Origin of the sequence: Bacillus cereus group sp. BceL062, assembly GCF_051780025.1 — a bacterium.
GTDB lineage: Bacteria > Bacillota > Bacilli > Bacillales > Bacillaceae_G > Bacillus_A > Bacillus_A toyonensis.
The window spans coordinates 20,576-37,945 of the sequence record NZ_JBPWGY010000017.1 but is presented as its reverse complement, the minus strand read 5'-3'; the positions used below and the strand labels follow the sequence as shown (position 1 = coordinate 37,945).

Below are 17,370 nucleotides of genomic sequence, written 5' to 3'. Positions count from 1 at the left end.
TATTGTTCTAAAAATTTATTAATAAAAATTTTAACTACTATACACATTGAATAATACTAGATAAATTACATATAAGTATTAAATATCTTCTTTAGTAGAGTTACCATAACAAAGCGATTTACGTACTATAACAACTTAATATCCCTTTACAAGGAGATGAATTACTGTTACCTTAGGAAATTAATAGTTATAGACTTATAGGCAAAGTCGAGATCATAGTTATAAATTTGTAAAAACAGATTACACATTATTTAATTTTTTATACATGAATAGGAGTGATATTGATGCAACTAAAAAATGTAACACCTATGGGATTAAATGATGAGGTGTTCAAGACAATTATTAATAAAACTGAAAATACATTTCCAACATTTTTTTTATTAACCCATCAGGTAGTGTTGTCATACCAAAATATTTGAACAAGGATATATGTATGCAGTTTTTGGTAAAACAATGGTTATAATTGATAATGAAATCGAGATATTAAGGCATCAACAAATATTGTATTTCAATGCAGAGGTGTACATAGAATTGAGAAATAATACAACTGAGAATGTAAATGTATATATTGATTGCGTAAATAAGTAATTATTGATTATAATCATTATAAATATTTGTGAAACAATTCACAAATATTTAAGCTTTTACTTAATATGCAAGACGAAAACAATAAGTTCCAACATTTTAAATCTATTTTTATAGTGATCTGGAGGCTTTAATATAACAAACAAGACAGATGAAAATGGAAAAGAAGCGCTAAAAGCACTAGAATCTTATACGTAAGAGCAAGTGGATCATATTGTTCATGAAATGGCACTATCTGGATTAAATTAACATATGCCATTAGCCAAAATGGCGGTTGAGAAAACTGGTCGAGGTGTGTATGAGGATAAATGTACAAAAAAATATATGCGACTGAATATATTTGGCATAGCATAAAAAAAGATAAGAATGTAGGAATTACCATGAAGAACCACATGAAGAAGTCATTGAAATTGCTGAACCAGTGGGTGGAGTTGCTGGAATGGTGAAATCAGCATATTCTACAGGGAAACCGGCCTTAGGAGTAGGACCTGGGAATGTAGCTTGTTATTTAGAGAAATCAGCACATTATATTGCATTATTAGTAGGCATTAAGGTAACAGAAGATACAAAAATACTTGTAGCTGAAATTAAGGGAGTGGGTGCAGAATATCCACTATCACGTGAAGAAGGATTTAAATACTGTGAAGAAATGTTAAATTTGGGTGGCTTAGGTCATTCAGCGGTTATTGATTCCACAAATAAAGAAGTACAAAAACAATTTGGTTTAAGAATGAAAGCTTGTCGCCTTATTGTAAATTCACCGTCAGCACAAGGGGGGATTGGTGATATATATAACGCATTTATTCCATCTTTAACATTAGGTTGTGGATCATACGGTAAGAATTCTGTTTCTCAAAACGTAACAACTACACATTTAATAAATGTAAAGCGTTTGGCGAATAAAAAAAATAATATGCAATGGTTCAAATTACCACCTAAGGTTTTTTTAAAAAACATGCGACACAATATTTAGCTAAGATGCCAAACATTTCACGAGCATTCATTGTAACGGATCCAGGAATGGTAGAACTAGGATATGTAGATATAGTTACACATTACTTGCAACAACATTTAAATGATGTAAAAGTAGCTGTTTTCTCAGAGGTAGAACCAGATCCTTCAGATGAAACAGTTTTCAAGGGTGCTGAGATGATGAGAACTTTCAAACCTGATGTAATTATTGCGTTGGGCGGAGGGTCAGAAGTAGCACCATTCGCGGTTATTACAGATAAAAAAATAATATAAAATAGCCACTTGCTGATTATGAATTAACACCAGATGTAGCGAGTATTGACCCACAGTTTGTAATGACAGTGGCACCTCATGTAACAGCAGACACTGGAATGGATGTATTTACACATGCGATTGAAGCATACGTGTCTATTATGGCAAATGACTATACAGATGGATTGGCCTTAAAAGCTATTGATCTAGTATTTAAATATTTACCGAGAGCATATAAAAATGGAAATGATGAAGAAGCACGTGAGAAAATGCATAATGCTTCTGCAATTGCAGGTATGGCTTTTGCAAATGCATTTCTTGGTATTAATCATAGTTTGGCGCATAAGCTTGGACCAGAATTTCACATTCCACATGGACGAGCTAACGCGATCTTAATGCCGCATGTAATTCGATATAATGCTGTTAAGCCGAGAAAACATGCATTGTTCCCAAAATATGAGCATTTTGTGGCAGATGAACGTTATGCACATATTGCAAGAACATTGGGGCTGCTAGCAAGTACAGTAGAAGAAGGTGTAGAATCTCTTGTACAAGCAATTATCAGTCTTGGAAAAGAATTGAATATTAATATGAGTATTGCAGGACAAGGGGTAAAACAAGAAGCATTTGAAGATCAATGTACACCAGCAAATCCGAAACTGCCATTGATTTCAGAATTAAAAGAAGTATATAAACAAGCATATAAAGGTGTGTAATAAGTTAAGTAGATATAACTTTTTAAGTTCATAGATTTTGTATTTGATATTTGTAAATATATTGTATATGGGTGTTAAGGGGAAATACATCTTATAAACAGCTGTGTTCTAAATAGAATATCTAACAAAAGTGCTGCCCAGATGACCTGTATGTAGGTAAGAAGGGAGTGTACAAAAACTATGTCTAATTGTAAGAAGTTAAATCAAGTAATTGAAAAAAATAGAGGAATTAATATCGCTTGTTAAGCAGTATGGATTCACTCACGAAAAGGTACTTTGTTATAGTAGAGAATTAGATTGATTACTATATGATTTGATGAAATCTAATAGAAATAATAAATAAATCAAATTTATATAAAAAAGAAATAAAACGTAAATATTTAAGATATATTTTAAATGTAAAGCACTCTCCTATTTATAGGTGAGCGCTTTATTATCTCCATTTCATCTATGAACCAGTAAGTATCAAGCAAAAAGATTTAGTAGCTTTATGTGTATGGATGAGTCAAAGTGTAGCTATGACTTCTTTAACTCAGTTATTTAGCTGTTTAGAAGCATCAACAGCAGTACTTATCAGTCCTGAGGGACTGAATCAACGATTTAATGAGGCGGCCGTCCAACTTTTACAACGCCTACTAGCCGAACTACTAAACAAAAAAATGGATGAATCTATTCCGATTTCTTCTCCATACACTTCTGTTTTCAAGCGTAATCGTATTTTAGATTCAACAGTATTTCAACTCCAAAATGTATTTTCATCGGTTTATCCAGGTGCAGGAAGATGCAGCCATACAGCTGGGATAAAAATTCAACTTGAGTATGATTTGTTAAGTGGACAGTTCCTACATATTCATACAGACCCAGGTAAACAACATAATCGCACTTACGGCTCTCTGTGTGCCTCAACTGTAACAGCGAGTGGTTTATGTATCCGAGATTTAGGGTGTTTTCATTTAAAAGACCTTCAATATATGTAAGATAAGGAGGCCTACTATATCTCTCGTATCAAGTCGAATACACGTATTTATCAAAAAAATCCTACTCCTGATTATTTTCAAGATGGAAGAATTAAGAAAGGTACAGAGTATATACAGATAGATATGGAGACGGTAATGAACTCCCTTCAACCAGGACAAACATGTGAAATAGCAGATGCTTATGTAGGAATGATTGATAAAGTGTCAACTTGTGTGATTCTTTATCGATTAACAAAACAACAGCAACAAAAACGATTACAAGATCAAGCTGTAAGAGAAAAAAGAAAGAATCTCGCCTAAAATTGATGTATTTGTTCATCTGACTGAATATGAATTATATCTAGTAGTCCCTCTCCTTTTTTTGTCAAAAAGAGAAAGTTTTTTCTGCTGTCTTTTATTGAGCTTCTTTTCTCTATTAATCCTTCCTTCTCAAATCTACGTAAAATTCTGCTCATATAGCTTCTATCAATATTAAGTTCTTGCACAAGATTATTCGCAATACACTCTGTTCTTTCGCTTATTTCAAATAGTATTCGTGTTTCGGTTAATGAATAATCTGTATCTAGAATCTGGTTATTAAATAGACCAAGTACCTTTGTATAAAAACGGTTGAATTGTCCGATGTCATAAGTAATTTTTTTATCCATAGATCCTCCTTTAGTTGACTAAGTCCACATTTAATATTAATATAACTGTCCCCTTAAAATGTGGACTTAGTCAATGTTTTAAGGATGCCATTTTCAAAAATCTGTCGCAATCTTTATTAAAACCTAATTGAAGGAGATCGTATATGATTCTTCGAAAAATGAAAAAAGAAGACAATGCAAAAGTAAAAGAAATTATACAAGATTCATTAAAATCACTTGGATTAGCGCTTCCTGGAACAGCTTATTTTGACCCTCAACTTAATGACCTACATCAATATTATAATAATCTAAAACATGCGAACTATTGGGTAGTAGAAATGGAAGGAGAAGTTGTTGGTTGAATTGGTATAGCACCGTTTAACGAACATGATAAAGTTTGCGAATTACAAAAGCTATACTTAAGTCCAAAAGCACAAGGTTTAGGGATTTCTAAGAAACTAATGGAAACAGCTTTGTCATTTGCCTCTAAACATTATGAAAAGTGCTATTTAGAAACAATGCATGAATTGAAAACTGCATGTCTATTATATAAAAAATTTGGATTTATACTTTAAAATGAACCCCTACCAGGCTCTGAACACTCCACTATGAATGCATGGTATATAAAATCTTTTTAAAATTAGGTGTATTAAACGCATCTATTAAAAGGAAAGTATTGAAGGAGCTTTATTTTGACACAACTACAAACATGAATTTCAACGAAGTAATCAATTGCTTCTCTTAAACTGGCTATTTAAAAGTGATGAAAAAAAGTTCAAATGTAGCGATAAAAGTTTCGATAAGTCTACAGAATGTAGTGATAAAACGAAGGGAAAACCATAAAAAATAGGCGTATCAAGCAAAGTGTTGATACGCCTTAAAACTACATTGTTAAACAACATGTGTCTTTAAATGTGTCGTTGTGTAGTAATAATGATATTTATTTAATTATCTTAGTTTCAGTATTACAAATAATGGCTATCTTCTTTTATAAAACATATATAATTTATTCAATTATTTTTTCGATAACAGGCATAACAGCGATTGGTGGAATAGAGTGAGTCCATCCTACGGAAAATATATTTAGTTTTTCACCTACGCAGTAGTTATCTTTGTTAGTAATAGGAACACGTAAAATTTTATTCTGAGAGGCTAATTCCCACCAATCATTTTGATAAGAGAGTGCCTCCTCTTTTGTATTAGTGTCAGCTACAACTAAATAATTATCATCTGCTGAAATAACATATCCAGTGAAAGGTATCTGTATTCGTACTTGTTCTTCCTTAATAGTAGTAGGGTTACTTATAGAATCTGCCGAAGTAGGAGTTAATCCAAAAGTTAATCCACATCCTAATGTCAAAGTGGTTACCACTGTTACTAATTTTTGTTTTTTTGAAAACATAATATAAATCCTCCTTATATTTTATCCGTACACCATCACCTTTCTATTTTTATATATAGAAAGCCTTTTTTGTATTCCTAAATTTAACAATTATGTCACAATTAATCCATTGTTTTTTCAACTGGGTATTATTTAAAGATAATATGTGTTATAATTCACCAAATTAACTATTAATTGTACCTTTATCTTTTAGTGAATATCTATTTTTGAAGAGAATGATAGCGTTATCTTTTTATGAAATGTTCCTATTTGCATGATTACCTAATTTTTATGTACAATAAAGGAAAGAGAGTTTCTTAGACAGGAAGAGGAAAGTCATGACCATGTCATTAGTAAATTTAAGAATTGATTTTGCTTTTAAACAATTATTTGGGACAAGTGGTAGTGAGGATATTCTTATCACATTTTTAAATGCCATGCTAAAGGATTCATTAGAGTCACCTATTATGTCACTACAATTAGAAGATCCACATTTACATCGAGAACACGAGGATGATAAATTATCAATTTTAGATGTCTCAGCCACATTAGACACAGGTACTAAAGTAAACGTAGAAATTCAGCTGAATAATAATCACGACATGATTAAACGAAGTTTGTATTACTGGGGTAAATTATATACTTCACAGTTACAAAAAGGGATGCCTTACAGCTCTCTTAGTAAAACAATTACTATTAATTTGTTAAACTTCGTACTTTTTCCCGAATATGAGGAATTTCATACAACGGGAAAGCTATGGAATGTACAACAGCAAAAGCAATTTAGTGATGATATAGAGATTCATGTTATAGAACTTCCTAAATTAATGGAACAATGGCGGGAAGAGAAAGTTAATCCGTGGGAAGATTCATTTGTTCGTTGGCTGTTATTACTTCCGGCAAATGAAGATGAACACTTAACTCAAACATTGGAGGACATTGCGATGAATCAAGATCCGATTTTACAAAAAGCAATGAATAAGTGGGAGCGAATGAGTCAAGATTCGACATTCCGACAAGCCTATGAGGCGAGGGAAAAAGCCCTAATGGATGAAGCTGCAAAGTTTGCTCATGCAGAGGAGCAAGGAATCAAAAAAGGTATTGAAAAGGGTATTGAAGAAGGAAAAAAAGCCGAACGTATACAATTGGTATGTGGTATGTATAAAAACGGAATGTCTGTAGAGGATATTGCGAAATTTACGAAGTTACCTATAGAAGAAATAAGAGAAATTATCCAATTATAAATAAAAAAGAACGCCTACAGTATTTGTAGGTGTTCTTTTTTTATGACCAATAATGCCCGAAGTATAATTATTAGTTGATGTATCGTCAGGAAAATAAGAATTTACAACATTAAATATTTTTTTAAGAATTATACATGGATTCTACCTTACATACATGCTTTATATTCCATCATAATATTGTTAATAATTGTTTTGACGGGCAAAATTTCTTTGACTTCATTTACTCGTGCGCCTGCGAAAACAAGGCCGTTTTCACAATCACCATCCATAGAGGTTATCAAAGAATCTAGCGTGCAGAAACGATAAGAACAGTTTTTTAAGCAATTTATACACTTTTTTATTTTTATCTTTTTATCATCAGCTATTAATTTAGTGAAGCTATTCTTAACCGCACGACCTTGGAGACCGACAGTTGTTTTGACTAATATAGTATCTTCTAATCGAGCATTTATATATTTTTCTTTAAAGGATAGTGGTGCGTCACACTCATTACTTGCAACGAATCTTGTACCCATCTGTACACCAGAAGCACCCATTTTTAAGGCATGAGCAATATCTTTTCCGGTCATAATTCCTCCAGCAGCAATTACGGGAATATCCACCGCTGCAACTACTTCCGGTAATATATCGAATAAAGGTCGCTCGGTACCAAGATGTCCCCCTGCTTCATGCCCCTCTACTACAACAGCGGCCGCACCCAAGCGTTCAGATAATCTAGCGAGTTTGGCTGAGGAAACTATTGAAATAACTGGTATACCGGCATTTTTCCCCCAAGTATACATATCTCGTGAAATGCCAGCACCAGATATGATGAAATCAACTTTTTCCTCAATGGCTGCTTTCATTTTTTCAGCAAAATCATTCATTGCAAAAAGAACATTTACTCCAATATAACCAGTATTCCGGATCTTTTCTTTTGCCTTCCTAATATGCATTCTCATTTCATCTATGGAAATACCAGTTCCTGAAATAATCCCAATTCCTCCCGCATTTGCAACTGCAGATGCAAGTTTACTTAATGAAATGCCTACGCCCATTCCTCCCTGAATAATTGGGACCTTTGGCATCATATGACCGATTTTTAATTGTGGAAAGTTCAAGTAAATACCCCATTTCATTAATGTTATTAGAGTAGATCTGTTAAATCAACTCAGTTTAACACAGTGTTTGGAACAAATACTAGGAAATTAATACCTACTACTAGTAGTTTGTAATGTTTTTTGCTAATTTTCACAAAATGTTCGAATAGTGCGCTATAAACTTTATATGTATATTTAGGATTTTGGATAAGAATAACGAAATTTAGATTTGCTAATAAAAATTTTCTTTAAAGAATAGATTTGTAAAAATGAAATGGGATGTATGCATTAATTATTTTGAATAGGGATAGGAACACATCGTCATCAACTTAAAAAATTAATTGTTCCCCAAAATGAAAAAATAAGGTGTTTTTGTATTTATAAAGCTTTTTGTTGAGGAACATAATGAAATCTAGTTAAAATTAACATGACTCAACCACTGAACCACATTAATTATGTTGTTTAACAATGTAGTTTTAAGGTGTATCAGCAATTTAGCTGATACGCCTATGTTTAACAATATACCTGCATGTTCAGGTTTAGCCTTAAACTTCACTTTCCGTGTCTATCAATAAAACTATTGATAGTTACTTTTTACTTTGTTGTATCGTGAATATCATTTTTTTACTTACAGGTGGAAATGGTTCCATGATTAATGTGTTCTAGCAATGGAAGATTGATTCAATTATTGAAGTAGAAGCCATGAGGAAATATGAGATTCAGCGTTCTGTATTTTATAAAATTATTAGACAGTATAAAGGTGATAAAAAAGGGGAATCTAATAAATAATTAATAATGATTAAGGGGGGCAAAATGGAACATATAGCAAAGGTAACAATTGGAGAATACGTTCAATTTTCATATCGTAAAAATCCTAATTTAAAATTGACGGGATATGTAATAAGTGTTTTGCAGAACACAATTGTTGTGGAAATTACAGAGATTATGGGAATTGAAGTAGACGGTGTTAGGCAAGTAGTCAAACATGGTTTTTATAATAAAGTAATTCGTAAACAAATAAAAAATTATGTTTCATAAAAAATGCTCCTAGATTTATCTGGGAGCATTTTTTATGAAAAAGAGCGCATTTTTATATGCACCCTTAGTAAGGTAGGTGAATGTCTCATGAGATATAGAAATTTCAAAAACTCGTAATCAGATTTTCACGAGTAAATTTTTAATATTGTATGCCTTACTTGAAATTATGGAGCCTGTCATAAAAGAATAAAGGTAAGTGGAAAATTTAACGAAATCTTTATTTTGTATTGAAATAAAAAACATGTACAAAAATTGTACATATCTATGTGAAGCTCTAATCAGATGGTGACAAGTTAATAAAAACTTCATTTAGCACAACAAAGCAGCTAGCTGAATTTGCTAACTGCTTTATTGTGAAATTTTAGAAGTTTCACTGGATACAGATATAAGTTGTAACGAAAAGTTACAACTATAGTATAAACAAATATAAAAATGTTATGTAGGAAAGAAAACTAAATAAAAACTTCATAAGGAGAAGCTTAAACAAAGTCGTTTGTTTTATGGCAAGGGTGAGTCCTATGAAAAAATAAAAAACACCTTAAAAGGTGTTTAATGGCTGATACTGAGGTGACTATAATTATTGTATGTATCTTAGTCGATAAAGTTCTCCTGAGAACAAGATTACTCTTGCTGGTAAAAAGTATGTTATATTGTATGCTGTTTTCTTGAAACGTGAAACTTTTTATAAAAATACAATTTTAGTAGTAGAAGTTTTTTAGGGCCTGTTGCGAGGGTAGGCCCTTTTGAGAAAAAATTAATAGTAAAGTTTACGTTGAGATTACTTATATAATACTAAATGAACCTTATTAATTCTATACGTCCAATGTTGAGAAAGAATTTTATGGAAAAAGGAGCAGCTAGCAAAAGCTAACTGCTCAATACAGAGAAGAGAAACTGGGACGGTTTAAATGAGTTTTGGCTTATAGCCTGTGTATAGTATTTGTTTAATATTTAGAAATATTCGGGTGCGTCAAAATAAAAAAGAGCACCTTCGAACAGTGCTCTTTTCCGGAGTGTAATTTGTGTCTTAAAAGATGACTCATATCCTTAAAATAATATATATGATTTTAAAATGAAAGGTGCATAAACAACAAAAGAGCAGCTAGCAAAAGCTAACTACTCAGGTTAAGAAATGGGTATCTATATTATTGACGGAATATTGAATTTTATTCATTCTAAACAAAAAGAGCAGTCAGCTTTTAATAGCTACTCCGTTTTAAATTGGTTGGTTGCTGTTCATTTTGACGATTTACTTGCGTGCTTAGCTTAATTAGCAAAATCGCGGTCTATAAGCAAAACATCGTTAGAGTCAGCTAATTTACGTGCTGGCCTAGTGTAATAGTTATTGGTAACCAACCAGGCATTGATTAGCACTATAGTAGCCTTTTGCTGCGACGATTTCTTGAACCGCTTGGATGCTAACTTAACTTTAGTAGCGCTTTGCTTGCACAATAATCGTTTCATTATTATTTGTTAGAATTAAATAGGCTCTAAAATCACCAGAACTTTTTGTAACTTCTGCTCGGTACCCGAAGGATTGATAAAGAAAACTTAAGTATTCCTCGAATTGTCTGGCATCCATTAGATCAATTTCATGAATGCTAGATTGACGGAGGTCTTCCATAATGTACGTAATTGACTATATTCACTTTTTCTAGAAGAATAAATGAATACGGTACAAATATTATAAAAGATCCTAAACTTTTTGAGAGGGTCTAAAGAATTTCTCGTCATGCTCGTCAGCTTTTGGTTCATTATGTTTCTCATGTATGGAGAACTTCTGTTAAAATAGAATAGAGTCGAAAGTCTAAATACCCTTAGATAGCTCTCATAGGTGTAAGATCTATGGGGCTATTTTAATAAGGTAATGTATAATTTCACGTACCATAATGTTTAATAAAAAAACACCCTAATTATAATTGATTAGGGGATTATCGTCCATCCTTTACGAAAGTACAATAGGCGAAGAAATCTTGTTGGATTACTTATTAAATTTTTTAATCTAACACTTTAAAATCATAAGCATGAATCGATTTCCCTCACCATACATATTTGATAATTTATTCCATGTAACTAATTTCAGTTTCTTTGATTTGCTTACCATTTTTCAAAGAATAAATTTCTATATAATAATTATATTTTCGATTTTTATCATACCTTAAGACATGTAATTGATCTCCTTGGTAGAATATTTGCTCATTATATCTAACTCCATCAGTTTCGTTATAATCGACCTTAAACTTAGCAATTACTGTATGTGTCTGTGTATTAAACGTAATAACATTTCCTAATCCATTTATAAAATATATTTCGTTGTTATGTAGATATGCGGAATTATTTTTGGTAAAAGGTATTGAAGCTGTAGTGTTTTCTTCAGATGACAACAAAACGAATTCCTGTGTTAATGTTGTTTTATTGATACACAACAAATAGACGTTATCTTTAATTGTATTATCATTTTTAACTAAAATCGTATAGTAAGAATTCATATTTATTCGTAAATTTGACACAGCCTTTCATGATATATACATGTTATACTTAATTGCGTAGTAAATAAATTGTATCCCAGTACATTACTTACTATTACTAGTACCCAAATAATTTAATATGATACGGTAAAAAGCCTCTTTTCAACGAGAAAAGAGGCTTTTTTTCATTAATATTTAGTTAAGTATATACTATGAATTAAAAAGGAAACGTTATATTAATTTTGTGAATTTTAAAGTCATAACTACATTAAAAACCTCTAATAATCATAATGTTCACGAGAAAGTTAGCACCAACAATAACCGAATTTCTTTCGCTAAGCCTATAACTAAATTTCTTTATTAGACTCGAGCTTGGTTAAATTAAATTCAAAATATCTTTGGGTGTGTTTAATACATAATCAGCTTTTTCATTCGAATCCATGTCTGATATCTAGTTTTATTTCGCATTAGCACCGTTCCTTTTTATTTTTCACATACGGACTTATTTGTTATAAGATACTTCTATTGATCCTCACCTATAAGATTATTTTTTTAGCTATTAACAAATAATTAGTTATGGGTTTTAAGCAATGCTAAAGCCACCTCAATTCATTTTCATAACTCCAAATGTTGTCCGGGCCTGAGCTCTGCTGAATTTTTTGTATTTTCATAGCATTAAATATTATAAACAATATCATCATAATTTAGATTATTGGAAGATTCAATTCAAAAAAATTTGCAAATTAGCCCTAGGTTGTAACTAAACCTAAGAATCTTTGTACTAGAATTACCTATTTACACAATGGCTGAGTGAATATATATGAAATTGGCTGGTTTCTATTCTAAATATATACTCTATTATATAGATAAACACAAATAGATTAGGGAGTTACTAGTAATATGAAAGAAATAGAAATTATAAAATCAATCGAAAAAATAGCCATTACATGGCAAGGCGCAACAGTTAATATTCCATTAGAAGATATAATTGAGGTTAATAAAAATAATACGTTAGAAAATACTACCAAAGTAGTAGAAATTGGTAATAAATTCAAACACTCAGAAACTATCTTGATTAGAACAAAAAAATTGGATTATATATTATATACAACTAATAGATTAATACTTATAAATAAAATAAAGTTTTAACTTACGAACAGTTCTGGTGTGAATCTTTCTAATTATTTTATAACAGGGCATGCTAAAAATAAAACATATTTATAGGGAAATTTGGAGAATAACTAATGGACATTTATCATTTATGTGGATTAACAATAATAGATGGACAATAAATCGATTTTAATTATGTGAAAAATATATAACTATAAGTAATGTTATTGAACCGTTTTAATATTAAAGTAGAGGTTCAATTTAAAATTCATCTTCCAAAATTAAATTACCGGCATCATTATCTTTCGTCAATCGCTGATTCAAATAATTTTCTTTCGTAGTCCGATCATCTTTATGACCTACTGCCGCTGCGATAATATGAGGTGGTAATCCTTTGTAATCATATAAGTACTGTACATAAAAACGTCTAAAGAAGTGGGGAGTAATTCCCATATTCTCTGTAAAGGGTAGCTGAGTATCCTTAATGATTTTAGAAATATATTGTGACAAATAATTCTCTCTATAAGCAGTATGGTTTTTAGTTTGAAATACTGTCCCACCACTTCTATTCCCAATGTCTATAGGTAATCTTCTTCGCATTCGAAATGCGGCAATCCGATTAAAAATCTCCTTATTAATGGAAACAATCCGCTCATTATCTCCCTTTGTATCAACCTTTAAATAGTATCGTCCTCGTATAGCGTCATACTCAAGATCATCCCACTTTGCATGTGCGACTTCTGCAACACGTAACCCTGTAGTAGCTAGGACTGACAATAAAGCGTAATTGAATTCATTATCCTTGCAGTAATGAAGTAACTGTTTTACTTCCTCATATGATAACTCCCGTTTAGGTTTATGTTGTTTATTTACAGTTGTACTTAGTATCTCAACATGTAGAGGGTCCTGAATATATTGGATTTCATATAGCTATTTCAAGTAGGAACGAATAACACCAAGTTTTCTACTAATTGTAGATGGCTTGTATTTATTTTTAGATTGATAGGAGATGGCCTCCTGTGACAACCATTTTTGATAATTACGGATACGTCGTTTTCTAAGGTTTCTCCAGATTTGACCAACTTTATAATCTTTTCCATCTTTCTGTAGAAATTCCGCACTTTGTTTAATAAAGAAATAAAACTGACTTAGATCACGTGCATATAGGGTTCTTGATGTAGCCTTACTCCGTTTTTCTTGGTCAAAATGTGTTTGTCGATTCAAGTAGTAGTACAATATCTCTTCATCTGAAAAACCTTCATATGTATATGAAATGACTATGACTACAAATGAAGTAAAAGGTTACTTAGACATTAGTTACTTTATTTTTAATAATTTAATGAAGCAAGGAAAGCTAACGCCAATCAATAAGGATACATGGCGTTTAGATGGAAGTTTCTTATTTAGTAGAGAAGAAGTAGAGAAAGTAAACGAAGAACGTAAAATTGAGGGTATTACTTTATACCAGGCAAGTAAAGAGTACCATATTAGTAAGAATCAACTTGAAAAATGGATAGAGGAAGGAAAGTTAGTTTATTCTTTAATAGAACATCGTAACCGACAAACGAAATCTGTGAAGGAGGATATTCGTGAAATTGTTCAGCAAGTAGAACAAGCTAATCCTGTATATACATTTTCGCAGAAACATAATGTAGTATTATTTCAAAAGTTTGTAAAGGGAAATACATTGGCACGTGTTATTTCTATTCCAAAACGTGGTGATATTATAGTGCTTGATGAATTTGGGACTAATATGACACTTAGTAAGGCATTAAAAGAAGGATATGAGTCTGCTTATATATTATCGGATAAACCTAGAAGCCATCATCAAAGGTTTGTTAAGTTTCGTTTTCCAAAATTTTAGCGATTACGAAACAATATTTTTCACATAATCGATAATATATTGCAGTACGTATCTCCAAGAAATATACAAATTTCAGAAGAAGAGACATTTTGGTATTTTGAGATTCGTCAATCATTAATTACATTACCACCAGGAATTCAAATGGAATGGATCGAAGAGTTAACGCCCTATATAGAAGGGAATAATTGTCCCAAGAATGAATCAAAGTGTATATTTGGATAGTAACACAGTAACGAAGTCTGTCATACTTACAAGTAAGGAATACAAATATATGAAAGAAATTACAAGTGAAACAAATAGCTCTATCGAAGAATTTATAGCAGTTGCTATCAGAGACAAAATTAATCAGCGCTTACGTAAGTGAAATCGAATTTTTTAATGAATTAAAGCTGAATCTAGGTATTTTTCTCTTTTCCTTTTATTATAACGTTTTGAGTGGAACGGAATAAATGCTATACATTACTATTGCTAAAATGTTATTTAGGATATAAAATCTGAATATCTAGTTTTTATCTGTAATACTTCCTATAAAGTCTGCCATCAGACTTTTGGAAGTATAGAGATAGAAAAATACAAAAATAATTGTATAAATAATGTAGCGACAAATTACCTCTTTATGTATTAAGTAAATATATCTATTGTGTATGTAAAATAAATTTATATGTATGTATTAATCATTAGTTCTTGAAAATCACCCTATAATTTTTTGATATTATTTATATCTTCGTTTTAATCCAAACTGCATTACGGCCTTTTGATTTTAGCTCAATTAATTTTTCTTCTTGTAAACAAGCAAATGCTTTATTAATCGTGCTTGGTGAAACATCAGAAAATACCATTCGTATTGCTTCTTTTGTAAAAGGTAGTTCTTGTTTTAATATATACTCTTTAATTTTAAAACTTTTGTTCCCTTTTAGTTGGTAACTTGTAATATGTACATCTAGTTCTTTATACGCTTCTAGAATAATATGTAATAGACATTTTAATATAAAGGATACATTATGTTCTTGAAAATGCCAATTTGCTGAAGATTTATAAAGGGCATCATAATAATCTCTCTCATATTTTTTAATTATTTTATCTAGTGAAATATATTTCACTAGTGAATGTTTACTTTGTAATAGTAATAAAGATATAAGTAGACGTACCATTCTTCCATTTCCAGATTCAAAAGGAAAAATACATATAAAATTAAGTACAAAATTACAAATTAAAAGTAGTGGATCAATTTCTTTTTGATTTAATAAATAATTGTATTCTTCACATAAATCTTTTACTGCTTCTGGGATTTCTTTAATCGTTAAAGGACGATAGCAATAAAATGAGAAATTAAGTTGCGTATGTTCTTCAAGTAAGATGTCCTGTTTTCTCCACGTTCCACTGTCCGAAGTAGCATATTTAAAAAGTTGAAAATGTATTTCTAAGATTGTGTTTGGATCAATAGTAAGCCTTTCATAGTTATTATGAATGAGTGATAGCGCATCAACGTAACAAGATATTTCATCTTCAATCATTGTTTTTGGCGACAGATCATATGAAATTAATTCTTTCAACCTTTTATTTGTTATTTTTAAGTTTTTATACATTGCAACAAAATCTTTGGTATGTTGAAGCTGAGTAGATTTTTGCAACTTTTCTAATGTACAAGGAAATTCCTTCTCATAGACCTCCAATCTCCCTTGGTATTGCTTTATTTTTCCAATTAGGCTTACTACATCTAAATTTACCAATAAATTTGTGAATTTTTCGCCAAAAAACGACATATTTTTCCCCTCCTATAATATAAAACTATACAATAATTAAATGGATTTAAAGTGTTTTTTGAATAGTTTTCTAAAAAAAGCTAAAAATATAGTTTTTCGTGTGTGAAAATTACAATAATTAAGGTCTTTTTGCCTTATTTTGTGACAAGATTTAACATCAGATTAAATAGTTACATGTTAAAAGATAGAGTTTTATATTGTGTAATTGTTTTTAATTAATAAGTGAGTCACTGCATATGGGGAAGGGGGGGAAGTCCTTACTAATGAAGGCTATTGCTTTTTACTTACCACAATTTCATGAAATACCTGAAAACGATTTATGGTGGGGGAAGGGTTTTACAGAATGGACCAATGTAAAAAAAGCAAAACCACGTTTTCTGGGACACTATCAGCCTAGAGCTCCATTAGGGAATTATTATTACAACTTGTTAAATTTAGACGTTCATAAGTGGCAGATAAACTTAGCACAAGAGTACGGTTTAGATGGTTTTTGCTATTATCATTATTGGTTCAAAGGGAAAAAACTACTAGAGAAACCAGTAGAACTGAGAAATCAATGTAAGGAGATCGATTTCCCATATTGCTTATGTTGGGCAAATGAATCGTGGACAAGATCTTGGGATGGGAAAGACCAAGAAGTATTAATACGACAAGAGTATGGGGATGAGTCCGATTGGAAAGAACACTTTAATTATCTTTTGCCATTCTTTAAAAAAGAAAACTATTTAACTATTAAAGATAAACCGATATTTGTAATTTACCGACCAGCTTCTATACCGAACCTTAATACAATGTTGAGTCTATGGAATGTATGGGCTCAATCTGAGGGACTTCTAGGAATACACTTTGTAGAAATGTTAACGATTTTTGAAGATAAATCAGATTTTCCTTTTGATGCTGCCATAGAGTTTGAACCTATGTACACTTTAAAAAAATTAATAGGTAATACAAATTCACTTCAACAAGAAAAAAAAGATTTTCATTTAAGTTATGATTTTGTATGGAAAAGAATATTAAGCCGTCAAATTAAAGAACGTGAGAACATTTATAAAGGGGCTTTTATAGATTGGGATAACTCTCCAAGAAAAAAAGAAAGCGCTTTAATTTTGAAGGGAGCTAATCCCGATAAGTTTAAGAAGTATCTTCTACAACATAGTAAGGATACTGATTTTTTATTTATTAATGCTTGGAATGAGTGGGCAGAAGGCACATACCTAGAACCAGACTCAAAGTACGGATATAAATACCTTGAAGCTTTAATGGATATAAAGAAGAGGCACTTTTAATAAATTGTA

The 17,370-nt window shown here is 31.1% G+C and carries 8 protein-coding genes and 9 pseudogenes; 10 read left to right on the top strand and 7 right to left on the bottom strand.

What is annotated here, in order from left to right; all coding sequences use genetic code 11:
• Positions 1-284 precede the first annotated feature (284 nt).
• The 4 pseudogenes from ACS2MN_RS28280 to ACS2MN_RS28265 form a co-directional block, all read left to right on the top strand.
• Positions 285-588: pseudogene (locus ACS2MN_RS28280) on the top strand (hypothetical protein).
• 132 nt (positions 589-720) lie between these two features.
• Positions 721-2,525: pseudogene (locus tag ACS2MN_RS28275) on the top strand (iron-containing alcohol dehydrogenase).
• 180 nt (positions 2,526-2,705) lie between these two features.
• Positions 2,706-2,823, top strand: a pseudogene (locus ACS2MN_RS28270) (Spo0E family sporulation regulatory protein-aspartic acid phosphatase); the annotation flags it as partial.
• A gap of 156 nt (positions 2,824-2,979) precedes the next feature.
• Positions 2,980-3,796: pseudogene (locus ACS2MN_RS28265) on the top strand (IS4 family transposase); the annotation flags it as partial.
• Positions 3,797-3,804: 8 nt separating this feature from the next.
• On the opposite strand, the pseudogene ACS2MN_RS28260 reads toward ACS2MN_RS28265, so the two are convergent.
• Positions 3,805-4,149: pseudogene (locus ACS2MN_RS28260) on the bottom strand (MarR family winged helix-turn-helix transcriptional regulator); the annotation flags it as partial.
• Positions 4,150-4,292: 143 nt separating this feature from the next.
• Here ACS2MN_RS28260 and ACS2MN_RS28255 point away from each other — a divergent pair.
• Positions 4,293-4,766 (top strand): annotated as a pseudogene (locus ACS2MN_RS28255) (GNAT family N-acetyltransferase).
• Between the two features lie 368 nt (positions 4,767-5,134).
• On the opposite strand, the gene ACS2MN_RS28250 reads toward ACS2MN_RS28255, so the two are convergent.
• On the bottom strand, positions 5,135-5,530 hold the full coding sequence (locus ACS2MN_RS28250) for a DUF3221 domain-containing protein (RefSeq protein WP_098640049.1): 396 nt from the start codon (positions 5,528-5,530) through the stop codon (positions 5,135-5,137).
• A 317-nt stretch (positions 5,531-5,847) separates the two neighbouring features.
• Here ACS2MN_RS28250 and ACS2MN_RS28245 point away from each other — a divergent pair, with 317 nt between their 5' ends.
• A complete protein-coding gene (locus ACS2MN_RS28245; protein ID WP_346994952.1) occupies positions 5,848-6,753 on the top strand; it encodes an Rpn family recombination-promoting nuclease/putative transposase in 906 nt (301 codons plus the stop codon).
• A 146-nt stretch (positions 6,754-6,899) separates the two neighbouring features.
• Here the strand turns inward: ACS2MN_RS28245 and ACS2MN_RS28240 are convergent, their stop codons facing one another.
• Complete coding sequence (locus tag ACS2MN_RS28240) at positions 6,900-7,871, bottom strand: NAD(P)H-dependent flavin oxidoreductase (RefSeq protein WP_098640047.1); 972 nt, start codon at positions 7,869-7,871, stop codon at positions 6,900-6,902.
• A 774-nt stretch (positions 7,872-8,645) separates the two neighbouring features.
• Between ACS2MN_RS28240 and ACS2MN_RS28235 the strand changes: the two genes are divergently transcribed.
• Positions 8,646-8,870, top strand: a complete 225-nt coding sequence (locus ACS2MN_RS28235) for a DUF2187 domain-containing protein (RefSeq protein ID WP_346994951.1) — start codon at positions 8,646-8,648, stop codon at positions 8,868-8,870.
• A 1,429-nt stretch (positions 8,871-10,299) separates the two neighbouring features.
• Here the strand turns inward: ACS2MN_RS28235 and ACS2MN_RS28230 are convergent.
• Positions 10,300-10,452 carry a restriction endonuclease gene (locus ACS2MN_RS28230; RefSeq protein WP_346994971.1) on the bottom strand — a complete coding sequence of 51 codons (153 nt, stop codon included), beginning with the start codon at positions 10,450-10,452 and terminating at the stop codon, positions 10,300-10,302.
• 457 nt (positions 10,453-10,909) lie between these two features.
• Positions 10,910-11,356: pseudogene (locus tag ACS2MN_RS28225) on the bottom strand (hypothetical protein); the annotation flags it as partial.
• Between the two features lie 882 nt (positions 11,357-12,238).
• Here ACS2MN_RS28225 and ACS2MN_RS28220 point away from each other — a divergent pair.
• Entirely contained in the window at positions 12,239-12,487 is a 249-nt protein-coding gene (locus ACS2MN_RS28220; protein WP_346994950.1) for a SunI/YnzG family protein, read from the top strand.
• Positions 12,488-12,709: 222 nt separating this feature from the next.
• Here the strand turns inward: ACS2MN_RS28220 and ACS2MN_RS28215 are convergent.
• Positions 12,710-13,720 (bottom strand): annotated as a pseudogene (locus ACS2MN_RS28215) (tyrosine-type recombinase/integrase); the annotation flags it as partial.
• 1 nt (position 13,721) lies between these two features.
• Here ACS2MN_RS28215 and ACS2MN_RS28210 point away from each other — a divergent pair.
• Positions 13,722-14,676, top strand: a pseudogene (locus ACS2MN_RS28210) (DNA-binding protein).
• Positions 14,677-15,028: 352 nt separating this feature from the next.
• Here ACS2MN_RS28210 and ACS2MN_RS28205 read toward each other — a convergent pair.
• Complete coding sequence (locus tag ACS2MN_RS28205) at positions 15,029-16,075, bottom strand: Fic family protein (protein ID WP_438894815.1); 1,047 nt, start codon at positions 16,073-16,075, stop codon at positions 15,029-15,031.
• A gap of 263 nt (positions 16,076-16,338) precedes the next feature.
• Here ACS2MN_RS28205 and ACS2MN_RS28200 point away from each other — a divergent pair, with 263 nt between their 5' ends.
• Positions 16,339-17,361, top strand: a complete 1,023-nt coding sequence (locus ACS2MN_RS28200; protein ID WP_438894814.1) for a glycosyltransferase WbsX family protein — start codon at positions 16,339-16,341, stop codon at positions 17,359-17,361.
• Positions 17,362-17,370 lie beyond the last annotated feature (9 nt).

Bases quoted from the DNA above. Each gene is read 5' to 3' on its own strand.
- ACS2MN_RS28250 (WP_098640049.1), bottom strand. From the start codon at position 5,530: ATGTTTTCAAAAAAACAAAAATTAGTAACAGTGGTAACCACTTTGACA.
- ACS2MN_RS28245 (WP_346994952.1), top strand. From the start codon at position 5,848: ATGACCATGTCATTAGTAAATTTAAGAATTGATTTTGCTTTTAAACAA.
- ACS2MN_RS28240 (WP_098640047.1), bottom strand. From the start codon at position 7,871: ATGAAATGGGGTATTTACTTGAACTTTCCACAATTAAAAATCGGTCAT.
- ACS2MN_RS28235 (WP_346994951.1), top strand. From the start codon at position 8,646: ATGGAACATATAGCAAAGGTAACAATTGGAGAATACGTTCAATTTTCA.
- ACS2MN_RS28230 (WP_346994971.1), bottom strand. From the start codon at position 10,452: ATGGATGCCAGACAATTCGAGGAATACTTAAGTTTTCTTTATCAATCC.
- ACS2MN_RS28220 (WP_346994950.1), top strand. From the start codon at position 12,239: ATGAAAGAAATAGAAATTATAAAATCAATCGAAAAAATAGCCATTACA.
- ACS2MN_RS28205 (WP_438894815.1), bottom strand. From the start codon at position 16,075: ATGTCGTTTTTTGGCGAAAAATTCACAAATTTATTGGTAAATTTAGAT.
- ACS2MN_RS28200 (WP_438894814.1), top strand. From the start codon at position 16,339: ATGAAGGCTATTGCTTTTTACTTACCACAATTTCATGAAATACCTGAA.